This is a genomic window from Chondromyces crocatus, assembly GCF_001189295.1.
GTDB lineage: Bacteria > Myxococcota_A > Polyangia > Polyangiales > Polyangiaceae > Chondromyces > Chondromyces crocatus.
This window is the reverse complement of record NZ_CP012159.1, coordinates 53,006-75,370: the sequence shown is the minus strand read 5'-3', so window position 1 is coordinate 75,370 and position 22,365 is coordinate 53,006. Positions and strand designations below refer to the sequence as shown.

General features: G+C 67.4%; 16 protein-coding genes, 1 tRNA gene and 1 pseudogene. 13 read left to right on the top strand and 5 right to left on the bottom strand.

Features of this window, described 5'->3' with window-relative positions:
- Window positions 1–37: 37 nt before the first annotated feature.
- From CMC5_RS00215 to CMC5_RS00205, 3 genes are all read right to left on the bottom strand, one after another.
- Window positions 38–982 (bottom strand): hypothetical protein, encoded by a 945-nt coding sequence (locus CMC5_RS00215; protein ID WP_050428523.1) that lies wholly within the window; start codon window positions 980–982, stop codon window positions 38–40.
- 20 nt (window positions 983–1,002) lie between these two features.
- The gene (gene rpoN / locus CMC5_RS00210) at window positions 1,003–2,526 is read right to left on the bottom strand and encodes an RNA polymerase factor sigma-54 (protein WP_050428522.1); all 1,524 of its coding nucleotides are present in this window, start codon (window positions 2,524–2,526) and stop codon (window positions 1,003–1,005) included.
- 721 nt (window positions 2,527–3,247) lie between these two features.
- Window positions 3,248–3,853, bottom strand: coding sequence for a response regulator (locus tag CMC5_RS00205; RefSeq protein ID WP_050428521.1), 606 nt, complete (start codon window positions 3,851–3,853; stop codon window positions 3,248–3,250).
- 497 nt (window positions 3,854–4,350) lie between these two features.
- On the opposite strand from CMC5_RS00205, the gene CMC5_RS00200 reads away from it, so the two are divergent.
- The 6 genes and pseudogenes from CMC5_RS00200 (at window position 4,351) to CMC5_RS00180 (ending at window position 9,319) form a co-directional block, all read left to right on the top strand.
- Window positions 4,351–4,432, top strand: a tRNA-Leu gene (locus CMC5_RS00200).
- A gap of 181 nt (window positions 4,433–4,613) precedes the next feature.
- Window positions 4,614–6,644 (top strand): annotated as a pseudogene (gene secA / locus CMC5_RS00195) (preprotein translocase subunit SecA); the annotation flags it as partial.
- A gap of 39 nt (window positions 6,645–6,683) precedes the next feature.
- The gene (locus CMC5_RS48870; protein ID WP_342673976.1) at window positions 6,684–7,655 is read left to right on the top strand and encodes an SEC-C metal-binding domain-containing protein; all 972 of its coding nucleotides are present in this window, start codon (window positions 6,684–6,686) and stop codon (window positions 7,653–7,655) included.
- Between the two features lie 17 nt (window positions 7,656–7,672).
- Window positions 7,673–8,332, top strand: a complete 660-nt coding sequence (gene fsa / locus CMC5_RS00190; protein ID WP_050428519.1) for a fructose-6-phosphate aldolase — start codon at window positions 7,673–7,675, stop codon at window positions 8,330–8,332.
- Between the two features lie 37 nt (window positions 8,333–8,369).
- Window positions 8,370–8,855, top strand: coding sequence for an rRNA maturation RNase YbeY (gene ybeY, locus CMC5_RS00185; RefSeq protein ID WP_245678190.1), 486 nt, complete (start codon window positions 8,370–8,372; stop codon window positions 8,853–8,855).
- A 161-nt stretch (window positions 8,856–9,016) separates the two neighbouring features.
- Window positions 9,017–9,319, top strand: a complete 303-nt coding sequence (locus CMC5_RS00180; protein ID WP_050428518.1) for an HU family DNA-binding protein — start codon at window positions 9,017–9,019, stop codon at window positions 9,317–9,319.
- Between the two features lie 294 nt (window positions 9,320–9,613).
- Here CMC5_RS00180 and CMC5_RS00175 read toward each other — a convergent pair whose 3' ends face one another.
- Entirely contained in the window at window positions 9,614–10,582 is a 969-nt protein-coding gene (locus CMC5_RS00175; RefSeq protein ID WP_156337977.1) for a hypothetical protein, read from the bottom strand.
- Window positions 10,583–10,922: 340 nt separating this feature from the next.
- Between CMC5_RS00175 and CMC5_RS00170 the strand changes: the two genes are divergently transcribed.
- From CMC5_RS00170 to CMC5_RS00160, 3 genes are all read left to right on the top strand, one after another.
- Window positions 10,923–12,119 (top strand): class I SAM-dependent rRNA methyltransferase, encoded by a 1,197-nt coding sequence (locus CMC5_RS00170; RefSeq protein ID WP_050428516.1) that lies wholly within the window; start codon window positions 10,923–10,925, stop codon window positions 12,117–12,119.
- On the top strand, window positions 12,116–12,970 hold the full coding sequence (locus CMC5_RS00165) for an HAD family hydrolase (RefSeq protein ID WP_050428515.1): 855 nt from the start codon (window positions 12,116–12,118) through the stop codon (window positions 12,968–12,970). Before CMC5_RS00170 ends, CMC5_RS00165 begins: the two co-directional genes overlap by 4 nt.
- A 272-nt stretch (window positions 12,971–13,242) precedes the next feature.
- On the top strand, window positions 13,243–15,141 hold the full coding sequence (locus tag CMC5_RS00160) for a serine/threonine-protein kinase (RefSeq protein WP_050428514.1): 1,899 nt from the start codon (window positions 13,243–13,245) through the stop codon (window positions 15,139–15,141).
- Window positions 15,142–15,205: 64 nt separating this feature from the next.
- Here the strand turns inward: CMC5_RS00160 and CMC5_RS00155 are convergent, their stop codons facing one another.
- A complete protein-coding gene (locus tag CMC5_RS00155) occupies window positions 15,206–16,108 on the bottom strand; it encodes a CxxC-x17-CxxC domain-containing protein (RefSeq protein ID WP_050428513.1) in 903 nt (300 codons plus the stop codon).
- 325 nt (window positions 16,109–16,433) lie between these two features.
- Between CMC5_RS00155 and CMC5_RS00150 the strand changes: the two genes are divergently transcribed.
- From CMC5_RS00150 to CMC5_RS00135, 4 genes are all read left to right on the top strand, one after another.
- Window positions 16,434–17,852 carry a KOW motif-containing protein gene (locus tag CMC5_RS00150; protein ID WP_050428512.1) on the top strand — a complete coding sequence of 473 codons (1,419 nt, stop codon included), beginning with the start codon at window positions 16,434–16,436 and terminating at the stop codon, window positions 17,850–17,852.
- An 18-nt stretch (window positions 17,853–17,870) separates the two neighbouring features.
- The gene (locus CMC5_RS00145; RefSeq protein ID WP_050428511.1) at window positions 17,871–19,682 is read left to right on the top strand and encodes an ABC transporter ATP-binding protein; all 1,812 of its coding nucleotides are present in this window, start codon (window positions 17,871–17,873) and stop codon (window positions 19,680–19,682) included.
- Window positions 19,679–21,640 carry an ABC transporter ATP-binding protein gene (locus CMC5_RS00140; RefSeq protein WP_245678188.1) on the top strand — a complete coding sequence of 654 codons (1,962 nt, stop codon included), beginning with the start codon at window positions 19,679–19,681 and terminating at the stop codon, window positions 21,638–21,640. Before CMC5_RS00145 ends, CMC5_RS00140 begins: the two co-directional genes overlap by 4 nt.
- Before the next feature lie 258 nt (window positions 21,641–21,898).
- A complete protein-coding gene (locus CMC5_RS00135; RefSeq protein ID WP_050428510.1) occupies window positions 21,899–22,315 on the top strand; it encodes a YciI family protein in 417 nt (138 codons plus the stop codon).
- Window positions 22,316–22,365 lie beyond the last annotated feature (50 nt).

Below are 22,365 nucleotides of genomic sequence, written 5' to 3'. Positions count from 1 at the left end.
GTCGGGGCTGTGGCGGGCGCCAGCGCTTCCAGCGAGGCTAGGTCCCCCACCAGAGCATCTCGTGCATCCGGGGCTGGCCAGAGATGGACACGATGACTTGCAGGCGATCGTCTTCGACCTGAACGACGTGCTCTGGAAAGGCATCCGCCTGGTAGAACGCAGACTGGACGAACCCGCCCAGGTCCATCCAGAACAGGTGAACGCCCTGCGCGCCAGGACCGTGCAGGAGGAGCATTCGTCCGCCTCCGAGCAGCAGAAAGTCGAGCCACCGGAAGCCCATCTCATCGAAGCGTTCGGGGGAGGGGAAGTCGTCTCCCACACTCCGGAGCTCAGGGAGGTGCGCTCGAAGATGCTTGTAGAGCAGGTCGTAGCGGACCTTGGCCAGCCTGGGTAGCCGGCGGTCGGCTGAGGCGATGACGGGGAGCCGCTCCGGATCGAAGGTGGGGACCTCCACGTGGGTGCGGTAACGGTCGGCCAGCCTGCCTTTGTCGACCTCTTCGTCCGAGAGGGCCTTCAGCCACCAGTGGAAGATGGCAAGATCGGCCGACCCGGCAGAAGAGTCCAGACGGACCTGCGACTCCCAGAGGGGTCGTCGCACCTGCCACTGACCCCCGTGGTTCTTCACGATGCACGCGCCGACGTAGAGAGCACCGTGGATGACCAAGGTGACGAGGAGCGGGGGCTGGTCGGGTGCAGGTGGCGCGAGCCACTGGTCACGGCGCTCGCGACTCAGCGCTGCGGCGAGTCGATGAACCGAATCATCGGAGAAGTCGAGCGCGAGCTCCGGTAGCCCCAGCGCCGCCGGGGCGAGCTTGGCAAAGATCGTGGCCGCCTCCTCGAGCTGCTTCAAGATCGAGGGATTCCCGGCGGGGTTTGCGTCGGTGGCGCGGGCTAGCCCGAGATCCGCGAGCGCATCCTGGGGGTAGAGGGGAGCAAAAAAGCGCTCGAAGAGCGCCGTGGAGGTGAACGTAGAGCTTTCCATGCAGGCGCTCGAAAGCGGGCTCAGAACATCTTCTTGCGCTTCGAGGAGCTGAGGATGCCGAGCATCTCGCGGTACTTGGCGACCGTGCGTCGCGCGATCTTGATGCCGTCCTGATCCTCGAGGATTTTGACGATGGCCTGATCGCTGTGGGGATTGCTCTTGTCCTCGGAAGCAATGATCTTCTTGATCGCCTGCTTCACGCTTTCCGAAGCGATGTCCTCGTCGGCCACGCGGTGGATGGATGAATTGAAGAAGTACTTCAGCTCGAACAGTCCCTGCGGTGTGTGCACGTACTTGTTCGAGGTCACACGCGAGATCGTCGACTCGTGCATCCCCACCGACTCGGCGACATCCCGGAGGATCATCGGCTTCAGGTAGGCGACGCCTCGCTCGAGGAACTCTCGCTGCTTCTCCACGATGCACTCGGTGACCTTGATGATCGTGCGCCGTCGCTGCTCGATGGCGCGGATCAACCACTGAGCGCTGCGAAGCTTCTCGCTGATGAACTCCTTGGCTTTGGGGTCCTTCAGCATCTTCTGCGCAAGGCCCTCGTTGATGTAGAGCCGCTGGAGCCCCTTGTCGTTGTCGGTGACCACGAACTGGTCACCATCCTTGATGACGTAGACGTCCGGGGTGATGGCGATCGTCTTCTCGTCGATCTCGGCGAAGTTCCGAGCAGGTACGCTCTCGAGCTTCTGGATCTCCTGGACGGACTCGTAGACCTCCTCCAGAGCGATCTTCAGCGCCTTGGCGATCGCGCCGAAGTTTCGTCGCTCCACGTTGTGGAGGTGGTCCTTGATGATGGCCATCTCGACATCGTCGAAGCCGAGCACCTCAGCCTGCACCCGCAGGCACTCCGCGAGATCGCGCGCGGCAACCCCGATGGGGTCGAAGCGCTGGATCATGGCGAGGACCTCCTCGGCGTCCTCAGGGTTGAGTCCGGCCTCGCGGGCCAGGTCCGAGATCGTCAGATCGGGCGACTTGGTTCCATCGGCTACTTCGCCACCCTTGAGATCGAGGTAGCCTCGTTCGTCCAGGTTGCCGATCACCAGCAACGCGAACAGGCGCTCGTTGTCGACGAAGTCGCTGAGCTGGAGCTGCCACATCAAGTGGTCTTGGAGTGAGCTCGCTTTGGTGAGGTTCTGCTCGATGGGAGGCATCTCTTCGAAGCCTCCCCGGAACGACGGGAGCGCCTGCTGAAGCTGTCTGTTCTCGAGGAACTGCTCCCAGTCCGTCTCCTTGGCGCGACGCTCGGCATCTCGAAGGGCGGTGTCGGAGCGCTCGAAGCGCTCTCCATCGACATCGAGGCGGGCATCCGGCGTGAACTCGGACACCGTGGTCGCAGAATCGGTGACGGCGGCCTTTTCTTTCGGCTTCGGATCGGTGCCGTCATCGGCCAGGACCGGGTTGCCGTCGAGTTCTTTCCTTATCTCATCCACCAGCTCAAGCCGCGAGAGCTGCAGCAGCCGAATCGCTTGCACCAGCTGTGGTGTCATCACCAGCTGCTGGGACAGCTTGAACTGGAGCTTCATCTCCATGCCCATGACGAGCTCCTCCCCTTCAGTTCGCGCAGCGCAGCCCGACCCGTCTGGGCCTAGGGGGCGAGGCTATGAGCGAAGTTCGTGCCATCGGTTGCTTCATCACTTCCACTCCCCAACGTAGCACTGAACTCGTATCCGGCCCGAGTCTTGCTTCGTGCCAGGGCACAAAACGGGGCCAGATACGGTTCAAACCGATCAATTCTGTGAAAGAGATTACTGAAAAGTCCTGGAACGGAACTTGTTTGCTTGTTCGCTGGCATCCTGGAAACTCGGCCGCCTCATGGACTCGACCTGGGAGTCCATGTCGGCCTGCAAGTCACTAGATGCCGGACGAAGAGGAATGGAGCGGGCGAAAACCAATGATCCAGGCCCGGGGTGACCTGGATGACGGCCGCGGTGCTCCTTGGTCCGTCGTAAGTAAAAAATAGGCACCTGCCCATCTGGGGCAGCGCCCAGAGGGGGCGGGTCGGGACGTTCAGGGCGAGGTGAGCCGAACGGCGGGCCGAGTGAGGAGGGCGTTGGGCAGGCCGAGCCGAAGTGTCACCCGCTGTCGGCGGCGCCAGTCCCTGGTCTCGGAGATGGCGCCGCTCGCTCCCGTCAGCACTCGCTCCAGGGTGACGGGAGCGCTGGTGCTGTTCTGGAAGCGTGGCATTGCTTCTCTGGGCGCCTGAGCGCCGAGACGCGGGTGATCGGGACCGCGTTGCCTCGAGAGGTTGGCAGTTCCTCACCCAGGGCGCCGACGCCCGCGCCCGACCGGGGTCGGGGTCGGTGACCTGAGAACCCGAGCGGTGGTCTGCCGTCCGGCGTTGCGGGTCGATGCACGCGGACAGGGCGGCAGGGCGACGCGGCGGTCGTGTCGCGAGGGAGCGGAGCCGGTGAGTCGGAGCCGTGTGGTGCCAGCGCTGGACGCCCTGGAAGGGCGCCGCGGCCCATGGAGCACGGCGTGTCCAGCCAGACGAGCCTCGCCTCGACGTGTGGGGCGACCAAAAACGATCTCGATGAGACGATCGAACGGGTAGGGCTTGACCAGCACCTCCAGCTGCTCGCCTGCCTCTTCAGCGTCGAAGGGAGCGTCAGTACAGAGCACCACCCGCGCTGACGCGAGGCCGCTTTGGCGGAGGCGCTCCAGGAGTTCAGGGGCTTCCGGCATGGTGGCGGACCTGTCGATCAGAATGATGTCGTAGGAGACGTGGTGGGTGAGGGCGATTGCTTCGTCGAGCGTCGCTGCGCCGCTCACGCCTGCTCCTCGGTTGGAGAGCATGAGTTCCATGGTCTTGCGAAGGATCTCATCCTGATCGACGAGAAGGATGGTGGGCGTCTGGGTCGTCATGATCGGTGCTCCTCGGAGGGGCTTGCGGTGGTTTCCGCCTCGGCGTTCGGTGCCGTCCCTCCCCAGCCTGGGCTCTCGGGTTCTCGCCCCGCGATGCTGGGGCTCCGGAGTTCTGCGCGGCTCGTCCGCGCGTCCCCCCGTCTGTGCAGCAGCATTCGGCAACGAGCATGCCGCCCTCTCGAGGCCCTGCTGAGCGCGGCGGCCACCTGCTGGTGCGCTGATCGTGCGCAGGAAGCGAAGGGAAGCCAGTCATGGCTGTTGGCAGGATCGCAATGGCTCGCGCGCTGTGGTTTGGCGTTCGATGACGGGGTGGGCAGGGGATGCAGGGCGCGACGTGCCCAGGGCGAGCCCGGCGCCGGCGAATCTCGGCGATGGCACGAGGTGAATGAGGGCAGAATGCTCCAGAGGGACCGGACCTGGCGGTCGCGCTCGAGACAGACGTCACGAGCGACTTTCTCTTGCTGGCGTCGTGCGGGGATGCCACAAGCGTCCCGCGCGCACGAGTGGCGGAACTGGCATACGCACCGGGTTTAGGTTCCGGCGCCGCAAGGCATGGGGGTTCAACTCCCCCCTCGTGCACCCCTCATCTCGACGGACGCTCCCTGGCGGAGGAACACCCTGGCGGCCTTGCTGGTTTCAGGGCGAAGCAGGGCGGGCCATTGCCCGATGCTCTGTCCGCGGGTAGCTTCGCGCTCTCCCTAGACCCCTCTCTATCCAAAGAGCCCCGCGGTCCCCGCGATGGGCGCAAGGCACGACGGACATGTTGACCTGGGCGATGAAGCGCATCTTCGGCACCTCTCACGAGCGGACCATCCGCCGGATGCGACCGAAGGTCGAGGCCGTCAACCGGCTGGAATCCGAGCTGAAGCAGCTCTCGGATGATCGACTGCGCGCGAAGACGGCGGAGTTCAAGGAGAAGCTGGGCAATGGGGCCGCGCTCGACGACCTCCTGATCCCTGCTTTCGCGGTATGTCGTGAGGCGTCGAGGCGCGTGCTGAAGATGCGCCACTACGACGTGCAGCTCATCGGCGGCATGGTGCTCCACAGCGGGTCCATCGCCGAGATGCGGACGGGAGAGGGCAAGACCCTCGTCGCGACCTTGCCGGCCTACCTCAACGCGCTGGAGGGCAAGGGCGTCCACATCGTCACGGTGAACGACTACCTGGCACGCCGCGACGCGGAGTGGATGGGCAAGATCTACAACTTCCTCGGCCTGGAAGTGGGCGTGGTGGTCAACCAGCAGGGCGAGGCGGAGAAGCGCAGCGCCTACCAGGCCGACATCACCTACGGTCAGAACAACGAGTTCGGCTTCGACTACCTGCGCGACAACATGAAGTTCTCAGCGCTCGAGTATGCGCAGAGGCCTCTTCATTACGCCATCGTGGACGAGGTGGACTCGATCCTCATCGACGAGGCGCGGACCCCGCTGATCATCAGCGGGCAGGGGGAGCGCTCCAGCGACAAGTACAAGCTGATCAACGAGATTCTCCCCCAGCTTCGAAACGAGGAGCACTTCAACCTCGATGAGAAGGCCCACTCGGTCACCTTGACCGACGAAGGCGTGGAGACGGCCGAGCGGCTGTTGACGGCGATGAGCGTGCTGAAGGGGTCGAACCTCTACGACCCCGTGAACCTCGAGACCTTGCACATCCTGAACCAGTGCCTGCGCGCCCACACCCTGTACAAGCGCGACGTCCAGTACATGGTGCGGGAAGGAAAGGTGATGATCATCGACGAGTTCACCGGCCGCGTGCTGGCCGGGCGTCGATGGTCGGACGGCCTGCATCAAGCCGTGGAAGCGAAGGAGAACGTCCGCATCCAGGAGGAGAGCCGGACGCTGGCGACGATCACCTTCCAGAACCTCTTCAGGATCTACAAGAAGCTGTCCGGTATGACGGGTACGGCCGATACGGAGGCCTCCGAGTTCCACAGCACGTACAAACTCGACGTCACGATCATCCCCACCAACAAACCCATCCTCCGGGTCGATCACGAGGACGTGGTCTACAAGACCGAGCGCGAGAAATTCACCGCGGTCATCAAGGAGATCCTGGAGCGGCACGAGGCGGGGCAGCCCATCCTGGTGGGGACGACCAGCGTCGAGAAGAGCGGCGCCATCAGCCGAATCCTCACCAAGAAGGGCGTGAAGCACCACGTGCTGAACGCCAAGCACCACGAAAATGAGGCTTACGTGGTCGCCCAGGCGGGGCGGAAAGGGGCGATCACCGTCTCGACCAACATGGCTGGTCGCGGCACGGACATCGTGCTCGGTGGCAACCCGGAGATGCTCGCCAAGCTCAAGTTCAAGGAGCAGAACCGCCTGCCCGAGGCCGAGCCCGAGGAGTTCGAGAAGCTGATCGAGGAGCTCACCGCGTCGTGCAAGAAGGAGGGCGACGAGGTCCGTGAGATCGGAGGCCTCTTCATCCTGGGGACCGAGCGGCACGAGTCTCGCCGCATCGACAACCAGCTTCGCGGTCGCGCTGGACGTCAGGGCGACCCCGGCATGTCCCGCTTCTACCTCTCGCTCGAGGACGACCTCATGCGCATCTTCGCCGGCGACCGGGTGAAGAACCTGATGGAGCGCATGGGGATGCCGGATGACGAGCCCATCGAGCATCCCTGGGTGACGAAGAGCGTCGAGAACGCGCAGAAGAAGGTCGAGGAGCGGAACTTCGACATCCGCAAAAATCTCCTCGAGTACGACAACGTCATGAATGCGCAGCGCAAGACCATCTACGAGATGCGTCAGTCGCTGCTCCAGGGGCGCTACGAGCCCGAGATCGTCGACGAGGAAGGCAAGCCGACGGGCGAGAAGCGGAAGATCAAGTCGATGGCGTCCGTCGTCGAGCTGATCCGTCCCGACGTCGGTTACCTCCTCGGGATGTTCGCCAACGATCCCGTCATGCCGGTGGACAAGGAGGGAAATCGTCGCGAGATCACGCGCGAGGACTTCGCGAAGGTGGAGCGCTTCGTCGAGCTCGAGAACCTCCAGCGCGAGCTGTACACCCGCTGGGGCGTGAAGCTCGACATCGAGGATCGCGAGGACGACGTGCTCGGCATCTACGACGAGTGCGCGGAGCGCGTCCCCTTGTCGCTCACCGAGCAGCGGGAGCGGTTGCTCGATCTCATCGATCGGATCCTTGGTGCGATGGTGGAGGACTCCTGTCCGCCACGCAAGCCGCCGGAGGATTGGGACTGGGGTGGGATCTTTCAGGGATTCCGTGAGCATTTCGGCGTCGAGCTGCCGGACGAGATCGCAGACACCGGCGACCCCGAGGCGCTGGCGCGGACCCTCTACGAGCGCGCGGAGCAGCTCTACGAGAAGCGCGAGAAGGAGATCGGGGTGGAGCTATCGCTCCGGATCTTCCGCCACCTGTACCTGGAGGAGCTCGACAAGTCGTGGGTCGATCACCTCACCGACATGGACCACCTGCGTGACGGGATCGGCCTCCGGGGCTACGGACAGAAGGATCCGAAGCAGGAGTACAAGAAGGAGGGCTACAACCTCTTCGTCAACATGGTGGCCCGTGTGTCCTCGAACGTCATCACCAAGCTCTTTGCGGTGAGCGTACGGCGAGCCGAGGAAGAGGAGCGCCGCATCGAAGCCGAAGAGGCGGCGTGGCACGAGGAGGAGATGCGGGGCGCCGTGGCGAAGCACGAAGAGCACATGCCCATCGGTGCGCAGCAGCAACCGCCTCCCGAGCCTGAGCTGCCTGCCGTGACGGCAGAGATGGACTGCCCCTGCGGCAGTGGAAAGCCGTTCTCTCGCTGCCACGGCGCAGAGGACGAGGCGACGGCGTAACGCAGCGAGAGGCGAACATGAAGATTTTCATCGATTCGGGAGACCTGGCGGAGATCAAGGAAGCGCAGTCGATGGGCCTCATCGATGGCGTCACCACCAACCCCTCGCTGCTCGCGAAAGCGGGCAAGTCGACCCGCGATGCGATCACGGAGATCGCTGAGGTCGTCGACGGACCGATCTCGGCGGAGGTGATCGGGGTGAAGGCCGACGAGATCCTCCGAGAGGGGCGCGAACTCGCTGCGATTCACAAGAACGTGGTGGTCAAGGTCCCCCTCATCGAAGAAGGCCTCAAGGCCGTGCGCGTCTTCACGAACGAGGGGATCCGTACCAACGTGACCCTCTGCTTCTCCCCCTCCCAAGCCCTGCTCGCGGCGAAGGCAGGAGCGTCGTACATCTCGCCGTTCGTGGGGCGGGTCGACGACATCTCGGGGGACGGCATCGAGCTGGTCGGCCAGATCGTACAGATCTATCGGACCTACGGCTTCGAGACGCAGGTGCTGGCCGCGAGCATCCGGCACCCCTTGCACTTCGTTCAGGCGGCGATGCTCGGGGCTCATGTGTCGACGCTGCCGCTCAAGGTCATCAAGCAGCTGCTCAAGCACCCTCTGACGGAGAGTGGGCTCGAGCAGTTCCTGGCTGACGCGAAGAAGATCCCCACCGGCTCCGCGCGCTCCTAGGATCGTGGCCAGACGCCCGACTCCGTCTGTGGTCAGCGTGACGACGCAAGGAGGTCCGTTCGAGGGGCCTTCCGCGGCCACCCTGCGTCGTCGTGCGGAGAAGATGATCTCTCATCTCGCGCTGCAGGGAGTGGAGCTGTCGATCGCGCTCGTGGATGATGCCACCATTCACACGCTGAACAGAGATTACCGCCACAAGGACAAGCCGACCGACGTCCTGGCGTTCCCGCTCGACGAGAAAGTCAGCGCGGCCACGGGAGGTCGCCGGCTTCTCGGCGACGTCATCGTGTCCGTGGACACCGCACGCCGGCAGGCGGGGCAGCGGCGACGACCGCTGCTCGACGAGATGACCATGCTCCTTGGGCACGGCCTCCTCCACCTCCTCGGCTACGACCACCAGACCGACGAGCAAGAGCGCGAGATGACTGCCCTTACCGTCGAGCTGGAGGTTGCTGCCGCTCAGCGCCGAAAGGCGACCCGAGCCGGGCCTCTCACAGTGCGTCGCGGACGACGCGGCGGATAGGCACGATTTCGCTGGGGTCGCTGATGGAAGGCGGGGCGGTTTCCCTTGCGATGAGAAACCCTGCTTGTTAAACGGTCCGCCCTTTCAAGCTCTGGGCCGGCGCGAGCATGAACCGAGCGCGGCCCGCTTCCCCCAAACCGCCCCTCCAACCAGGAGAAGACATGCCCGGGAACAAGTTGACCAAGGCGCAGCTGATCGTCACTCTCGCCGAGTCCACCGGCCTCGACAAGAAGTCCGTGAGCGGTGTCATCGATGCCCTCGCTGAGCTGGTAAAGAAGCAGCTAGGCGCCGAGGGGCCTGGTGAGATCACCGTTCCGGGGATCGCCAAGTTCAAGGCAAAGGAAGTCCCTGCGACGCAGGATCGGGAGGGCGTGAACCCCTTCACCAAGCAGCCGATGACCATCAAGGGCAAGCCGGCGAGCCGCAAGGTTCGCGTCACGCCCGTGAAGGCCCTCAAAGAGTAATCGAGGCTGACGGAGCGCCCCCTTCGACGCTCCGTGATCAACGCGCCGTCCGCCAGGTACCCGAAGGTTCGGAGGCCTGGGCGGATGGTTCGTGGGTGTGACGGCTGGAAGGAACACACCGCGTCGGCTCCGGAGTCTCCCGTGACAGACGCGCTCCAGGTCTCTCAGCTCGCCAGGCGAGAAGCGCGTCGGTGCGCTTGCGGACGGCGTTCCGTCATGACGAGCAGACGAGAGACCTTCGCTGCGTTCGAAGGTCAGGGCCCGGAATGAGGGCGCCTGACCCGACGCCCGGCTCTACCAGTAGAACGAGATACCACCGCGGAAGAGACCACCGCCGGAGGTGTTCGTGGTGCGACCCGTCGCAGGATCGTAAAATTCCGGGTTGGAGGCCGCTTGATCGTCGGTGCGGCTGCGGATGAACCCGAGCCCATCGATGTTCAAGGCGACGTGCCGGGAGACACGGAACTCGAGGCCGATGCCTCCATGGCCACCGAAGTAATCGTACTCCTGCGTGAACGTGGAGACCGTCGAGGGGACGCCGGGCGTGTCCGACGTGATGATGGCGGTTCGTTCCACCTGGGCGTACGAAGCGTGCATCCCGCCCATGAAGTAAAACTGTACCCGGCTGCGCGGGTTCACGAACACCATGCCGCTCAGCGAGATGGGGATCTCGGCACGCTTGAAGCCGTGGTAGTCGATGCCGCCGAGCACATCGACGCCGAGGTCGATCGCGAACGCCGGGACGGGTCGGTACCGCAAGCTGAGGCCGGCGCCACCCATCGCTGCATCTTCCGCGGCTCCCCGGGTGCTGCCGAAGCTCGCCCCTTGAAGGCGCAAGTTGAAACCCCACTCCGAGCGCCACTTCCGACGCGGGGGAGGGGGTGGAGGTGCGGGGGGGACCCCTGGCACCGTGCGCACCACCACCTGAGGAGGCGGCTGTCCACCCGGGGTGACAATGACCACCTGGGGCGTTTGGCCATCGCTCGGAGGTTGGTAGACGACCACGGGGGGAGGTGCGGCGGGTCGTGCCGCTCGCGGCCTGGGCCCCCGCCGCTCGCGCCGCTCGTGGTGTTCACGCCGCTGGGGGGGTGGAGCTGCTTCCGGCTCCTCTTCCGGGGGCACAGCGTCGGCCTCCGGAAGATCCTCCTCGGGGACCTGTTCGCAGAACCACGCCCCTTGAGGGCAGTCCTGGTCCTGTGCGAGCGCGGGCACGGAGGTGAGCAGCGCCACCGCGGGAAGTGCATGGATCAAGCATCGGCGCATCGGGCGACTCCTGTTCGGTGCCGAATGGCTAGCAACCGTGATGCCACGCGCCTCGGAGCCGGAATCGTGAGTCTCTGGCTGTCTTGTCCGAGGGCGTGCATCGCGCGCCACGGGGCGCTGTGGCGGAAGGTTCACACGCAGAGCGAACCCAAGAGTACTAGGTCTGCTGCCAAAGTCACGATGGGGCAGGCGACATGGAGCGGCCCCGGACTGTCCGGAGAACCCCCGACAGTGGACTTCAGAGGGGACTGAATCACGTGCTCCTGTCGGGCGACCCCCTTGGACCCCCTCCGAAGACCACCCCGCAGCTCCCGGAGCGCGGAACGAACGAGAGACCATCATGCCCACCGTCACCCTGAAACCCGGCCATGTGCGACCCGTCTGGTCAGGCCACCCCTGGATTTTCGCGCAAGCCATCGCTCGCATCGAAGGAGGCGCGATTGCGGGCGACGAGGTAACCGTCGTGGACCCCCAGGGAAATGTGCTGGGGCGCGGGCTCTACACCCCGGGCTCGGCCATTCCGGTCCGCCTGTACACCCGGTCGGACGCGCCCGTGGATGCTGCACTCTTCCGACGCCGCATCGAGCAGGCGGTCGCTCATCGACGTGATCTGGGCCTCCCGAGCCGAGCTCAGGGCCATGAGACCGACGCATATCGCCTGGTTCACGCCGAAGGAGATCATCTGCCGGGCGTCATCGTGGACATCTTCGGGGATGTGGCAGCGGTGCAGCTCGGCACCATCGGCGCCAAACGGCGGGAGGGCGTCATCTTCGACGCGCTTCAGGCCACCCTCGCTCCCAAGGCGATCCTCGATCGCACCCCGTCCGCGGCGGCGCGGATGGAAGGCTTCACCCCCGGGAGCGGCGTGGTGCGTGGCGACCCGACCGTGGATCGGCTCCGCTTCACCGAGCGCGGCCTTCGGTACACCATCCCCTTCTCCCTCGGTCAGAAGACCGGATTCTATCTCGACCAGCGCCCCCTCCGGGCGCGTGTCGAGCAGCTGGCCCATGGCGCCCGCGTCCTCGACCTCTACTCCTTCGTCGGGACCTTCGCGATGGCGGCGGCGCGGGGCGGGGCGCGCGAGGTCGTCGCCATCGACGAGAGCGCGGTCGCCCTGGAGATCGCTGCCGAGTGCGCGCGAGAAAACGGCCTGTTCGAGCGCATCTCGTTCACGCGCGACGACGCGCGCAAGGCTGTGGCGCGCGCTTCCAAGGAGCCCTTCGACCTCGTCATCTGCGATCCGCCGAAGCTGGCGGCCACCCGCGCCATGAAGGAGGGCGCCCTCCCCGCGTACCGAGCGCTTGCGGCGGCCGCCTGCCGCGCCACCCGGCCTGGGGGCGTGCTCATCATGTGCTCCTGCTCGGGGGCCGTCGGCCTCGACGATCTGACCCGCGCGCTCGCCCTGGGCGCTCGGGACGCCCGCATGCAGGCCACCGTGTTCGATCGCCACTACCAGGGAGCCGATCACCCCGTCCCAGCCGCCTTCCCCGAGGGCCTCTACCTGAAGAGCCTCATCGCGCGGATCGAGACCTTGTGAGACCTCTCGCCGACATCCCGGTCGAGACGGCGCGAGCCCTCGCCGGCATCGTCTTCGACCTGGATGACACGGTCCTCGATCACGGCGCCCTGGCGGAGGCCACCTACAGCGCACTCTTCCGACTCCGTGCGTCCGGGCTCCGGCTCATCGCGTGCACGGGCAGACCTGCAGGCTGGGGACAGGTCATCCAGCGTCAGTGGCCCCTCGACGCCACCGTGGTCGAGAACGGGGCCCTGGCGCTGATCCCGGAGCCGCTCCCACCCCCTCCTCGGACCGCTCCTTCTCCTTCTTCGTCGACTTCGACGAAGGGCACCGGCACCCGGATCGGCATGGCCGATCCGCTCGATCCAGCCGCGCGACGCGATCGGCGAGCTGCCCTGCTCGACCTTGCGGAGGCCCTCGTGCGTGATTTTCCCGCAACAGCCCTCGCCGACGACAATGGCGCCCGCGTGACGGACGTCACCTTGGACATCGGCGAACACCGCCAGGTCCCGTCAGCCGACGTGGAGCGCATGCGTGCCATCGCGCACGAGCAGGGCGTCCGGACCCTCGTGTCGAGCGTCCACCTCCACCTCACGCGCGAGGTCGAGGACAAAGCGACGGGCGTGCTCCGCCTTCTCTCTCGCCACTTCGCGGAAGACCCCACCGGCGCCCTGCGGCGGTACGCCTTCGTCGGTGACAGCGGAAACGATGGCGTGGCGTTCGCAGCGTTCACGACGACCTTCGGGGTCGCGAACGTGAGAGAGCATCTGGGGCGGATGTCGGTCCCCCCCCGGTTCGTTGCATCTTCTCCCATGGGGCGAGGGTTCGTGGAGATCGCCCTCCAGCTGGTCGCCCTCCGCGCCGCCTGAGCGCTGGCCCACGGTGATCAGCGTTCGGAGCCACCCCACAGCCTTCTGGACCGTGATCCTGCCCACGGACGGTGCCGTTGAGCCCTCTTCCCCAGCGCGATGCGCGCCGGGCGGTAGCGGCTTCTGCGCGCCACCGCCGTCTTTCCTCGTGGCCGGCTCTCCGGAGAGGTAACCTCTCCCGCGGTGGACCGAGGACCCTGGTGATGGCGGGACTTTACATTGGCACGGGTACCCGGGACCATGAATGCGGCTCTCGTCCCCGCTGTTAGCAGATGGCGTACCGACCCCCGACCCCCGGTCTGCTCGTGGACGGCAAGTATCGCCTGGCGGAGCGCATCGGCGGTGGCGGCATGGGCGACGTCTTCCGCGCCGAGCATGTGCTCGCAGGTCGGAGCGTCGCCATCAAGTTCCTGCACCCCGAACTCGCCGACAACCGCGAGCTCTCGACCCGCTTCTTTCAGGAGGCCCAGGCGGTCAACCGGATCCGCCACCCGAACATCGTCGATGTGATCGATGCGGGCGTGGGTGACCAGGGGCCTTACATCGTCATGGAGCACCTCGACGGCGAGTCGCTCGGCATGGCGCTCGCGCGCTTCGGGCGGCTCGAGGTCGACGCCGCCGTCGGTGTGGCCATCCCGGTGCTCGAAGCGCTCGACGCGGCCCACCGCGCCGGGATCGTGCACCGCGATCTCAAGCCCGAGAACATCTTCATCGCCTTCGACCCTGGTCGAAATCAAGCCGTGGTGCGCCTGCTCGACTTCGGCATCGCCAAGATGCTCGACGCCGAGGGCCCCTCGCTCACGCGCACGGGCGTCGTCTTCGGGACACCGGACTACCTGTCGCCCGAGCAGGCCATGGGCGACCAGCCCATCGACGGGCGCAGCGATCTCTTCTCGCTCGGCGTCCTCATGTACGAGGTGCTCACGGGCAACCGTCCTTTCCGTGCCCCGACAGCCGTGGCCACCGCCTACCGCGTGGTGAACGCGGAGGTCCCCAGGCTGGCGGCGGCGGGCGTGACCGTCGACGCCAAGCTCGAAGCAATCATCCACAAGCTCCTCAACAAGGAACCAGGGAAGCGCTTCCAGCTCGCCTCCGACGTCGTCCGTGAGCTGGAGCGTGCCATTCCGGAGGCGGGCCGACGCGCCGCTGCGCTCGGGCGCATCATCAACGTTCAGCGGCGCATGGCGCTGAGCCAGGGCACGAACGCGAGCCCGGGCGCCGTCAACGCGCCCGAGCCGGACCGGCTCTCCTCTTCCCGTGATCGCCTGCGGCATGGCTTCCCCCTGGACATCCCGCAGATGGTGCGGGTGCCACCGGCGGCCGTGCTCTCCACCAGCCCCCGCCAGAGCGACTCCGTGCCACCGCGCGCCCCCGAGCCCGTGCGTGCCGCCCCGGGGGCCTCCCTCTCGGACGCCTTGCGTGCGCGCAACGAAGCGGCGGCGGTACAGATCCCGCGCGTCGATCCGCTCCCCACCATGCGCAGCGCCGACCTCGGGCTTCGCGTCGCAGAGCCGACCATGCGCAGCGCCGACATCAGCCCACGCATCAAGGCCGCGACGCGCCGCCCGAACACCACGCCGGTGCGGCCGTTCCCGGCGAGGTTCCGCAACCAGTATCAGGTCCGCGGCCCGGTGCTGCGCAGCGTCGATCGGTCCATCGTCGAGGAGTACGGCAAGGGCGCCCGCGACGAGGTGGTCACCCAGATGCCGGGTCAGTACGCCGAGGACTTCCGGCAGGACTCCATCAACGCGATGGTCCCCTACGACCTCGAAGCCCTCGACGTGTACATGGAGCTCGCGACCTCGCTCGTCCTGCGCGACCTCGAGCGATGGCGCGATCTCGGCAGGACCGCGGTGATGGGCGAGCTCCACAGCCTGGTCCGCCCCCTCATCTCACGTCCCTCCAACGACGTGACGGGAATCATCCGGCGAGGCATCAACACCTGGTCCCGCCTCTTCACCTTCGGCTCCTGGCGTGTGGCCACGGGACCCACGGGCAGGGTGTCTTTGCACATTGGTGATTTCGATCCCGCCTCGCTCGCCCTCAGGCTGTGGCTCGTGGGGATGGTCGAGGAGACGACGCGCAAGGCCGCTGGCGGTGGCGTGCGGGTCACGATCACGGCGGGCGAGATCGGCTTCACCTCGGACCTCGCCTGCGAGATCGTCCTCTGACCCTGGGCCTTCGAGGCCTGCCGCGCCTCAGGTCATCGGCCCAGGTCTCGAGTTCGCGCGCCCGTCAGCTCCCCTGACCTTCCTGCTTGCGTGCCCGGAAGCACTCCTGACAGAGCACCTCGCGTCCCTCCGTCGGCTTGAACGGCACCTCTGCCGCCTTCTGACAGCCCGCGCAGGTGATCGGGAACATCGCCCGCTCTCGCGCCGCGCCCTGACCGCCGCCGCGCTTTCCCTTCCCCTTGACGGGCTGCGGTCCGCGCGGCGCCCCTCCTTGATCCGGAGGCCCACCGCGCCCGCCGCGTTGCACTTGCGGCGTCGGGGCAGGCTCACCTCCCACCATGGGGCTCCTGTACTCCGCGTCTCCACCCGAGCGGCCCGTCATCATCGGGCTCCGGTACTCGCTCCCGCCGCGTCGCCCTGCGACCATCGGGCTCCGGTATTCACCTCGACCCGCACCGCGGCCGGTGCCCATGGGGCTCCTGTACTCACCGCGAGCACCGCCCCGAGCACCGCCTCGACCCGTCGCCATCGGGCCCCGATGGCCAGCGGAATTGCTCGTCGGGCCCCGGCGTCCGTCAGGGGCACCCCCCCGTCCCACCGCCATCGGGCTCCTGTACTCGTCCGACTCGGAGGAGCGCTCCGCCACCATCGGGCTCCGGTACTCGTTGGGATTCCCCGTGGTGCGTGGCGCACGGAACTGGTGGGGCTCGGCGCCGTCGGGCAACCCTTGATCTGCCTTGCCGGGAGAGCGGCGCACATTGCCCCGGTTCTCTTCTTCCTCGTTTTCCTCGACCTCGCCGACCTCTCCTTCCCCCAGGCTGGCTCTCGGCGGCTCATGATCGCTCGCGATCGCTTCTCCTGCGTGCTCTGTCTGCGCTGCCTGCTCTTCGCGTGCCAGAGGCGCCGTCGGATCGGGCGCGTCTACGTGCTCTGCCGCTTCGTGCTCTGCCGCTTCGTGCTCTGCCATGACTTCTCGGCGTGTGGACAAGGGGAACGGGGCCTCCATCACGTCGCCCCGTGGGATGCTCGCTGCTGACGATCAGCGAAGCCGGACATCGAACGGCGGCTACGGTGACATGCTCACTCCGGGGGTCAAGAGTCGGACAGGCAGCCACCGGGCTTTGATTTCGCGAGGGCACGAGCTACCATCCGCGCCCTTCCCGCGGTCGGTGTGACGGGGCTCCACAGCCTCACGGGACAAGGGGGCACCCCGGCGATTCGGGGCGCTTCCATGCTTCGGCCAACCGTGGGAGACCTTGGCGCCGCGCGTCCCTGTCACGCGGGCCCCTGCCATGAGCTCTTCCAATCTGCGACTCACTGACGGCGACTTCGACGCCTACTCGCCGACGAAAGCCACCTCGAAGGCCTACTCACGTCCTCGCATGGACATCAAACAGCGCGCCCTCACCTGGGCGCGTGGTGTCGTGGCGCGGCTCGCCGAGCAGGGCTTCTCCGTCGACGTCCAGGGCTCCGACGAGCACCCCTCGATCCGGAACCGCTACCGCGTCGACGGCCAGTGGGTCTTCTTCTGGCGTGACGAGAAGGCCAGAGAAGATCTGGACCGGCTCCTCTCCCGAGGGAGAACCATCGCCGCGGAGTTCGACGAGTTCGGCGCTGTACGGCAGCACGTCTTTCTCGCGCTGCGCATCACGGCCCACGACATCGAGATCGGCCTCTCCGTGCACCCCGAGGCCAAGGTCGACCTGGAGAACCTCCGCGCGCGCCTCGACGAGGCGGACTCGACCCTGCCCGCCGATCTGGCGACCGCTCTGCGCGCGCTGCCGGATCAGTTTCGTGTCGGCGCAGGCAGCGCCAGGGACGAGCGCGTGGCCTGCAGCGCCCTCACCGAAGAGGCGCTCGTGCCCCTCTTGCGGCGCGCGACGGACGGCCAAGAGCCGCTCTGGCTCGGCTGGACCGTGCCTCGTGAGGCGGCGGTCGAGCACACCGACATCCTCGACGGCCAGCTGGAAGACGCCCTCACCGCGCTCGCGCCGATCTACCGCCTGATCGCCTGGTCGCGCGAGAACGACCACCTCGCCCTCGACCGCCGGATCGAGGGCGTCGAGCAGGAGCGCGCCCGCGCCCACGCCGAGCTCGAGGCCGAGAACGAGCGCTGGCGTGCCGAGCAGACGGCTGCCCGCGAGCGCTCGATGGAGCAAGCCAAGACGCGTCTCGACGAGTCGCTCCCTGCGCGACGCCCCACGCTGGAGAACCTGTTCCGCTCGATCGGACCGCGTCCTTCCGCCTCGGCCGACAAACCGGGCGCGCCGCGACCGCAGCCTGCGCGTCGTCCCCAGGACGGCCCTCAGCTCAACCGCCCCGCTTCGCGCCAGGGAGCCAGCTCCCCCCAGGGGGGCAAGGCGACCCCTCCCGCAGGGCCGCGCCCGGAACGCGCACCGCTGCAACCGGACAGACCGAAGGAGCCGCAGGAGACACGCCCTCAGCCGCAGACGAGTGCGGCGAGCGGCGGCTCGACCGGCGGCCCGCTCGACAAAGGCGCGAATGTCCGCGTGCTTCGGGGCCCCTTCGAGGGCAAGCTCGGCGTCATCGGCGAACTCGATGGTCGCGGGGGAGCGCGTGTCCTCCTCGGCCTCCTCTCCACCCGCATGGAGCTCGCTGATCTCGAACCCGTCAACGAAACCCAGGAGCGCCCCGTGCTGGGCACCTCCCACCGCCACCCGCCCCTCCCGGCCTCTCGCAAGCCCCGGTAGAGGCCCCCTCTACCCCTCATGACGGCAGACCGCGATCCCGGGGACTACCCCACCTCTCTCTCCGCCCAGTTTCGCCGCAACCTGCACCTCTACCTGAGCGGTGCAGTCCTCCTGGCCATCCAGCAGTTTCTCATGGCCAAGCGCGACTTCCTCGTGCGGGACGCCGTCGACGCGGCGGCGCAGAAGCTGCCCGACGTGGCGGCCACGGCCGCGCTCCTGATGCTCGCCGTCAGCGTGAGCGCCGCCATCGTCCGCGTCCTCTCGCGCATCACCATGTTCACCGGCGGTCGCAACGTCGAGTACGAGCTGCGCGCCGTCCTCCTTCACCGCCTCCACCAGCTCGGACCGGCCTTCTTCCGCCGCATGCCCACCGGCGAGATCATGAGCCGCGCGACCAACGACCTCGGCCAGGTCCGCCTCCTGCTCGGCTTCGGCGTCCTCAACGTCGTCGGCTCCCTCTTCGCCCTCGCCAGCGCCCTCTACGTCATGCTCGACGTCTCGGTGAAGCTCACCGCGGCCGCCCTGGTCAGCATGCCGGCGCTCATGCTGATCACCCGCTGGTTCTCCACGCACATGTTCAGCCGCCTCCGCGAGAACCAGGAGGCCCTCGGCAGCATGAGCGACCGCGTCCTCGCCAGCCTTGCCGGCGTGCGCGTCGTCCGCTCCTTCGCCCTCGAGAAGGCCGAGCTTCACTCCTTCGACGAATCCAACAGGAACTACCTGGAGAAGGGCCTGAGCCTCGCCCGCCTGCGCGGCTTCATGGGCCCCATGGCGGGCGCGACCATCTCCATCGGCATCCTCGTCGTGTTCTGGTACGGCGGAAAGCTCGTCCTCACCGGGGAGATGAGCAAGGGCGACTTCGTCTCCTTCTGGCTCGCCCTCCTCCGCCTGACCTGGCCGATGCTCGCCATCGGCTTCGTCGCCAGCATCGTGCAGCGTGGCCGCGCCGGCTACGCGCGCCTCAAGGTGATCTACGAGGCCGTACCCGACGTCGTGGGAGGCCCGCTCCCGCCGCCCGAGCGTGTGCGCGGCGCCCTCTCCGTGAAAGACCTCTCCTTCGCGTACGGTGAGCGCAAGGTCGTCGACGGCGTGAGCTTCGAGGTGCCCGCGGGCTCCTCGCTCGCCCTCGTCGGCCGCACCGGCTCCGGCAAGAGCACCATCGCCACCTTGCTCGCTCGCCTGATGCCGACGCCGAAGGGCGCCGTCTTCCTCGACGGCACCGACATCTGCGAACTGCCCCTCGAAACGGTGCGCGAGAGCATCGGCTACGCCCAGCAGGACGCCTTCCTCTTCTCCACCACCGCCGCCAGGAACATCGGCTACGCCCTCGACGACCCCGACGCCCCCGAGGCCCACGAGCGCATCGAGCACGCTGCCGAGGAAGCGCAGGTCCTCTCCGAGGTGCTCTCCTTGCCGGATCAGTTCGACACCGTCGTCGGCGAGCGCGGCGTACAGCTCTCCGGCGGCCAGCGTCAGCGCCTCGCCCTCGCCCGCGCCCTCGTGCGCGAGCCACCGATCCTCGTCCTCGACGACCCGCTCTCCGCGGTCGACGCCAAGACCGAGGCCGCCATCCTCGCCGCCATCGATCGCCAGGCTGCGCGCCGCACCGTCGTCCTCATCACCCACCGCGTCGCGGCCGCGCGCCGGTGTGACCAGATCGTCGTCCTCGACAACGGCCACGTGCTGGAGACCGGAACGCACGACGAACTGACTCGCACTGGCGGCCTCTACGCCTCCTTCGCCGAGGAGCAGCGCATCGAGGAGGACCTCGCGGCGCTCGCCCCCCCCTCCTCCTCGCGCGGACCCGACGCGTCCACGGAGGTCCCGTGACCACAGGAAATGGCGTGACCGGCGTGAGCCCCGAGCCCCAGCGCCCGCGCACACCAGCGACCACCGCGGCGGCCCAGAGCAGGTCCTCACGCGCGAGCCGCACCGAGGAGGCGTTGAGCCGCTTCCACGAAGAGTCCAAGCTCGGCGAGGCCTACGACGCGCGCAACCTCCTGCGCCTCTGGCCCTTCATCAAGCCCCACGCGGGCTACCTGCTCTTCTCGCTCGGGCTGCTCATCGTCACCGCGCTCCTGGCGATGCTCCGCCCCCTCATCATGCGCGGCGCGCTCGACGCCATCGATACACCGGACGGCCTCGCCCACCTCACCCGGGCCGGGTGGATGCTCACGGGCGTGCTGCTCACCGAGCAGTTCCTCTCCTTCCCGCAGCTCTACTCGATGCAGCTCGCGGGCGCGCGCGCCATGGCCGACCTGCGCGCGCACATCTTCTCCTTCCTCCACACGCGCCGCCTCGCCTTCTTCGATCGCACCCCCGTCGGCCGCCTGGTCACGCGGGTGACGAACGACGTCGACGCCATCAACGAGATCTTCGCCTCCAACGCGCTGAACGCCTTCGGCGACCTCATCCGCCTGGTCGTCATCATCGCGATCATGGTCTCGCTCGAGTGGCACATGTCGCTGCTCACCTTCGCGGCCGTGATCCCCGTCGCCGTCGGCGTGAACTGGACGCGCCGGCGGATCCGCGACGCCTTCCGAGAGGTCCGCTCCAAGACCTCGCGGATGAACTCCTACCTGAACGAGCAGGTCTCGGGCATGGCCGTCGTCCAGGCCTACGCCCGCGAGGACCGCTCCGACGCCGAGTTCGACGAGATCAACCGCGCCTACCGCGGCGCGAACAACCGCTCCATCGTCTACGACGCCACGCTCGACGCCGCGATCGAGATGGTCTCCAGCGTCTGTGTCGCCATGGCCCTCTGGTATGCCGGCCGCTACGCCGGCGTCGAGAGCCTCAAGGACGTCTCCTTCGGCACCCTGTTCGCCTTCGTCGCGTACATCGAGATGTTCTTCGTCCCGATCCGCGACCTGTCGTCCCGGTACACCCTGCTCCAGTCGGCCATGGCCGGCGCCGAGCGCGTCTTCGAGCTGCTCGACAACCAGGACGAAGACGCCGCCGCGCCACCCGCCACATCGGCGCAGCCTCCTGCCGACGCCACGGCGGGCGACGCGAGCCTCGCCTTCCAGTTCGACGGCGTGACCTTCTCGTACAAGCCCGGCCTCGACGTCCTGCACGACGTCTCCATCGCCGCGCGCCCGGGTGACAAGGTCGCCCTCGTCGGCGCGACGGGCGCGGGCAAGAGCACCGTCGCCTCCCTCCTGCTCCGCCTCTACGAAGTCCAGAGCGGCAGCGTGCGTGTCTTCGGGCGCGACGTCCGGAGCTACCCGCGCGACGAGCTGCGGAAGAAGTTCGCGGTCGTCCCCCAGGACGTCTTCCTCTTCCCTGGCACGGTGCTCAGCAACATCGCCGCCGGCGATGCCGACCCGGATCGCGCCCGCGCCATCCAGGCGCTCCAGCGCATCGGCGCCCTGGACCTGTTCGAGCGCCGTGAGGGAGGCCTCGACGCGCAGGTCCTCGAACGCGGCCACAACTTCAGCGCCGGCGAGCGCCAGCTCATCGCCTTCGCGCGCGCCCTCTACCGCGATCCGCCCATCTTCATCCTCGACGAGGCCACCGCGAACATCGACAGCGACACCGAGGCGAAGCTCCAGCGCGCCCTGGAAGGCGCCATGGTCGGCCGCACCGCCCTGATGATCGCCCACCGCCTCTCGACCATCCGCGCCGCCGACCGCATCGTCGTCTTCCACAAAGGCTGCGTCGTCGAGCAGGGCACCCACGACGAGCTGCTCGCCCTCGGCGGCATCTACAGCCGGCTCTACCGCCTCCAGTTCGCGCGCGAAGCACAGGAAGCCACCGCCCCCGCCTCGTCGACTCCCGTGCCCTGAGCGCGCTGCCGCTCCTCCGCGGCTCGATCCACCCTGGCGCTCGACCCTTCGGGGCCGCGTGCTGGCGGTCCGCCGATCCCTGGACGAGCCCGGCGCGTGCGACCTGTCCGCAATCCTTTCGAGCACTTGCGCGCGACCGAAAAAGAAAAACAAACAAAGCGCATCGCCGCTGTCGAGAACAGCCCCCAGGCTCCGACCACGGGGTGAAAGCGCACGCCATCGCGGCGCGCTCCTCGCAGAAGGACCAAGGAGACGACCATGAAATACCTCCTGATGATGAACATCCCGAACGGCGGCCCCGACCATCGCCTGAGCTGGCCTCAACAAATCGCGAGCTGGCCTCGGCAAGACGTCGAGGCGCACATGGCCCACATGACGCGCCTCGCGCAGAAGCTGCGGGCCGCAGGAGAGCTCGTGGTGGCCGAAGGCCTGGCCGGATCGGATCAAGCCAAGCTCGTGCGCGCCCGCAAGGACGGCGAGCCCATCACGGACGGCGTCTTCCCCGAGACGAAGGAGTTCCTCGCGGGCTACTGGATCGTGAACGTCGAAAGCCCCGAGCGCGCCTGCGCCATCGCCGCGGAGGCCTCCGCCGCGCCTGGACTCGGCGGCGCTCCCCTCGACCTCGGCATCGAGGTGCGGCAGATCCTGGACGCTCCGCCCGCCGACCTGGCGTGACGAGCGCTCCCCTTGCTGCGCAGCCCGTGAAATCCCTGCTGCGCCCTCGA